Raw genomic sequence first — 406 nt, forward strand, 5'->3', positions numbered from 1 at the left:
GTAGTTACTATTATATTTTCACTTGTTTTTATTAATTCTTCAAAGGAAATTCTAGGAACATAATAAAAATGATTGTCTTTTCTGTTGTATGAACTTGAAATCAATTTATTTAACTCTTTGACACCTTCTAAATTTCTGCTATACAGACAACAGTGATAGTTATCTCTTATTTTTTCATCTAGTGTTTCTGTTATATAACATTCAACTGCATGGATATATTTTATACCATGTTTTTCACACAAGCTTTTTTTCTTTGACCAATCTAATATATTACCATGCTCTGTAAAAGCTATAGACTTCATACCTAGATTTGCTATTTTAGAAATGTATTGCTCTGGCTTTGTTACACTATCTATATTAGTTGTACCAGAAGACCTATCTGTATGTATGTGAGTTATTGTATAAT

At 27.6% G+C, this 406-nt stretch carries 1 protein-coding gene; it reads right to left on the reverse strand.

Features of this window, described 5'->3' with window-relative positions; all coding sequences use genetic code 11:
• The coding region (locus IC213_RS20625) for a PHP domain-containing protein (protein WP_227863589.1) at positions 1–406 on the reverse strand (406 nt) is incomplete at both ends.

It is taken from the genome of Clostridioides sp. ES-S-0049-02 (genome assembly GCF_020658465.1).
In the GTDB taxonomy this organism is placed as follows: Bacteria; Bacillota; Clostridia; order Peptostreptococcales; family Peptostreptococcaceae; genus Clostridioides.